Genomic DNA, 3,446 nt, shown 5'->3' on the forward strand with positions numbered 1-3,446 from the left:
CAGATTCGCTTCAATCTCAGTCGGTACTTTTTCGCCTTTGACATTAGGGCGTGTGGAGCGCCCTTTCGATCTGGTGGCTTTCACCATTTTTTTGTATTCAGCAATTGAGTAGCTGGTCATGCATCCCCCACAGCACGCACCCCAAATAGTTGTTTGGTCTTTTCTGTAGCCACATACAACCTGGTGCAGTGATTACATCTAAAGGCCAGATATCCCGCCTGAACCAGACCGCGCAATTTTTGATTTAAAGAAGATCTGGTTTTGTCACACACATGCTCTTCAAGCTCAGCTGACGTGACCTCATGTTTAGAAAAGGCCACATACACTAGGATATCCTTGATTTCTTCGAAACGCTGGATACTCGGTATGTTCACACCCCACCCCCTACACGCTGATCTGCCCAATTACATTCCACCAAGGTTAAACCACCTTGCTGAAATCGAGACCAAAGACGGTCACCCAAGTCTCTTTTTAGTTCCTCAAGGGTTAAGTTTGAAATCAGCATGGTTGGCTTCATGCGGTCATAGCGTGCATACAAAACCTTGTGCACCAGCTCTCTACGCTTATCACGGTCATGCAGTCCATATTCATCCAGGATTAACAAGTCATACTGAGTGAAGTCATAAATCACAGACTTCTCTGTAGCGTCCGGCTGCTCCCAGGCATTCATGATTCTCTGTGCCATGTCTTCACTGGTGATGTAACGTGCATATTTGCCCTTGTTGAGCAATGTCCGAGCTGTTGCGCAGCTGAGATGAGTTTTTCCTGTACCAGTAGGTCCTACCATCACAAAGTTATTTTTGTGGCCACTGATCATGTTTTTGGCAAAGGAAACAACCAGATTCAATGTATTCTGTTGACCAGCATGCTGAACGATATAATTCTTAAAACCTGACTCAGCATGACGTTCTGGAAGCATTGCACCAGCAAAGTGTTTTTCACGTACGGTACGATCAATTTCGGCCTGTGCATTTCGCTTTTGTTCTTCTAGGAACTCTACGGCGCATTGTGGGCACTTCTGGAATGGCCCAGCTTGTACCATAGGGGTTTTGTGTTTCGAGCAGATCTCTTGTGTTTGTTTCAATCCCTGATTCAGCATCGACATTGCGTTCATACGAAGTCCTCCGGGATATGTACTGGTGAATTCACTGGTGCATGTTGCTTTACCGGTTGATTGTTCCAGGCAGTGTTCACATCCAGATTAGAATTTTGTTTTTCAGAGGATTGATATGTTTTTTGAGTGTATTTACGTTTGATCCACTTCACGAAGTTTGAATACATTTGGGTGTCTGTAATCAATCCAGCTTTCAAACGTGGTTCGTAGTGAGCGTTCACTTCAAGCAAGATCTGGTTGATCAGGTCTTGAGTCATTGGCATTTCGCCTGCTCGTTGCAACCATGAGTTCAGAGAATGTAAATCTGGTGTCCAAAGATTTAAGACTCGATCAACAGGATTTTCCTGCGCGTTTCCCTCTTTAAAGTTTTCTTTAAATGTTTCTTTAAGTGTTTCTTTAATAGTGCCCCGTTCAACGGTACTGGTCCCGTCACCTTTCACGGTACTAGTCCCGTCCTGTTTGGTGGTACTAGTCCCGTCACCTTTAAGGGTACTACCATCATTTGGTACTAGTACCTTTTCGCGGTACTGGTCAGGAGTAAATTGATATTCGTTTAGGCAACCTGTTGTTCTCTCAACTTTGATTAAACCCAGCTCTTCCAGATCACGAATACATGCCATAACTGTATCGCGTTTTTTGATACCGCAATATTTTTGAAATTGAGTGATAGCAATTGGGTGTGATGCGCGGTCAAATCCAATGGTTTGACGCATGACAAACATTAAACACTTAAATGCCTTATCGTTCAGTTGAGCCATAATCTGGCCGTCAATTAACGTGTTAGGCATCTTGGTGTAGCGCTCTTCTTTATGCGACATAGCTTTGCGCTCATTTTTTGGAAAATGAACTACTTGCCCTTGAGGTATTGGTGGTTCATGTGCTAGATTTGATTTCATATTCATTGGTTCCAATCATTAATGAATTGAATAAGCCTGATCTCAGAAATCAGGCTTTTTCTTTTTGTGTGAATTTATGCATTTGCTTGCTTAAAGCCATATCCGCTGCTTTAGCGTTTTCAATAATGCGATTAAGAATTTCACTCGCTTCCGCATACTCTTGCGGAGTCACCATGCCATCTTCCAAAACCTCATAAACCTTTTGATTGGCTTTTCCAGTTTCAGAATTCATTTGAAGCAATGCCTCTACGATAGTCATCTGACGATGTGTGCCTTCGCCACCTGCTGGCATAAGAACAAAACCTAGCATGTGCGCCCAAACTTTCAGAACTACCGGGTTTTGGGTCAAAAGCATGATCGCCTCAAACTTCTTTAGACTTGGATCATGGTTCTCCATATTTGGATTGCCATAGTTGCAAATCGTCTTGTGAGCATCACCAGTGACTTGAGCAATATCCTTTGGATCAAATCCTTCGGACTGATTAATCATCTGATGAATCGCTATTCTTGTTTCTTTCTTTAGAATCATGTGAATCCCTGTTTTTGTTCACGTTTCTTTAAAACGATTACTGATTGATAATTGGTTTAAGCAGCTATTGGGGTCTTCTTTAGGAAGAAGTCAAAAAGATTTTTGTGGGATAGCTTGTTATTGCTAGCATCAACAATTGCTTGGATAGTTTCCATGCGGGGTTTTTTACGACCATGAATCAAATGTGATTCCATATAGCCGTAAGACACCCCTACACGAGAACAAAAAATATGCTTCTCATCCTCGCTTAAGGATTTCCAGTAATCATATAGGTTTCGCATGAAAATACACCTTATAGGTAAATTAATATTAAATATACCTTTTAGGTAAAACTTATTCAACCTGTCAGGGTATTTATTTTTTCTACCTAACAGGTAAATTTAGCAATGGATTAAATAATGGGGTTTGGTATGTCTGGTTTGATGCAAATTCATGAAATACGGCTTAAGAACGCTCGAGACTTAATGAAGGAGTCTGGGTTGAGTCGTACTGATTTTGCTGAAAAGGTGGGGCTTTCTTATAATTTGGTTAGCCAATACATCGGGAAAAACCCGACTAAAAATATTGGCGATGAGACTGCAACCAAAATAGAAGAGGCTTTTGGTAAGCCTAAGGGTTTTTTGGATCAGGCAAATGCCATCACCATGCCTTTAAGTGATATTTCAAATAAAAGCGGAATCCAAATTGCGCCCATTGAATTTCGTGGTGCCGAAGGAAGCAAAAGAAATAATGTGAGAATACCGGTGTACAGGGATGTAAAGGCTTCTTGTGGAAGTGGGATAGAGAATTTTTTAGAAGATCCAAGTGAATATTTAGATATCGACCCATCACTATTAAGAATTTTAGGTATTCAGGCTAAGCCTGAAAACTTGCGAGTGATTTATTCCGATGAATACAGTATGTGGCC

At 41.5% G+C, this 3,446-nt stretch carries 6 protein-coding genes; 1 reads left to right on the forward strand and 5 read right to left on the reverse strand.

Annotated elements, in window-relative coordinates:
- Positions 1-116: 116 nt before the first annotated feature.
- The 5 genes from B4J23_RS05975 to B4J23_RS05995 are packed head-to-tail and all read right to left on the reverse strand — an operon-like array spanning position 117 to position 2,820.
- Positions 117-374: a hypothetical protein gene (locus tag B4J23_RS05975; protein WP_034703025.1), complete on the reverse strand. Its 258-nt coding sequence runs from the start codon at positions 372-374 to the stop codon at positions 117-119.
- Positions 371-1,114 carry an ATP-binding protein gene (locus B4J23_RS05980; RefSeq protein WP_291359267.1) on the reverse strand — a complete coding sequence of 248 codons (744 nt, stop codon included), beginning with the start codon at positions 1,112-1,114 and terminating at the stop codon, positions 371-373. The genes B4J23_RS05975 and B4J23_RS05980 overlap by 4 nt, the downstream gene beginning before the upstream one ends.
- On the reverse strand, positions 1,111-2,010 hold the full coding sequence (locus tag B4J23_RS05985) for a replication protein (RefSeq protein WP_291359269.1): 900 nt from the start codon (positions 2,008-2,010) through the stop codon (positions 1,111-1,113). Before B4J23_RS05985 ends, B4J23_RS05980 begins: the two co-directional genes overlap by 4 nt.
- Positions 2,011-2,059: 49 nt before the next feature.
- Positions 2,060-2,539 (reverse strand): phage regulatory CII family protein, encoded by a 480-nt coding sequence (locus B4J23_RS05990; protein WP_005171431.1) that lies wholly within the window; start codon positions 2,537-2,539, stop codon positions 2,060-2,062.
- A 56-nt stretch (positions 2,540-2,595) separates the two neighbouring features.
- Positions 2,596-2,820 (reverse strand): hypothetical protein, encoded by a 225-nt coding sequence (locus tag B4J23_RS05995; RefSeq protein WP_005262243.1) that lies wholly within the window; start codon positions 2,818-2,820, stop codon positions 2,596-2,598.
- Positions 2,821-2,937: 117 nt separating this feature from the next.
- Here B4J23_RS05995 and B4J23_RS06000 point away from each other — a divergent pair.
- Positions 2,938-3,446, forward strand: a 509-nt coding sequence (locus B4J23_RS06000; RefSeq protein WP_291359274.1) for a helix-turn-helix domain-containing protein, incomplete at its 3' end; no start/stop codon positions are given.

This window comes from Acinetobacter sp. UBA3025, from assembly GCF_002367915.1.
GTDB lineage: Bacteria > Pseudomonadota > Gammaproteobacteria > Pseudomonadales > Moraxellaceae > Acinetobacter.

Excerpts from the sequence above, each read along its gene's own strand:
- B4J23_RS05980 (WP_291359267.1), bottom strand. The coding sequence starts at position 1,114 with ATGAACGCAATGTCGATGCTGAATCAGGGATTGAAACAAACACAAGAG.
- B4J23_RS05985 (WP_291359269.1), bottom strand. The coding sequence starts at position 2,010 with ATGAAATCAAATCTAGCACATGAACCACCAATACCTCAAGGGCAAGTA.
- B4J23_RS05990 (WP_005171431.1), bottom strand. The coding sequence starts at position 2,539 with ATGATTCTAAAGAAAGAAACAAGAATAGCGATTCATCAGATGATTAAT.
- B4J23_RS05995 (WP_005262243.1), bottom strand. The coding sequence starts at position 2,820 with ATGCGAAACCTATATGATTACTGGAAATCCTTAAGCGAGGATGAGAAG.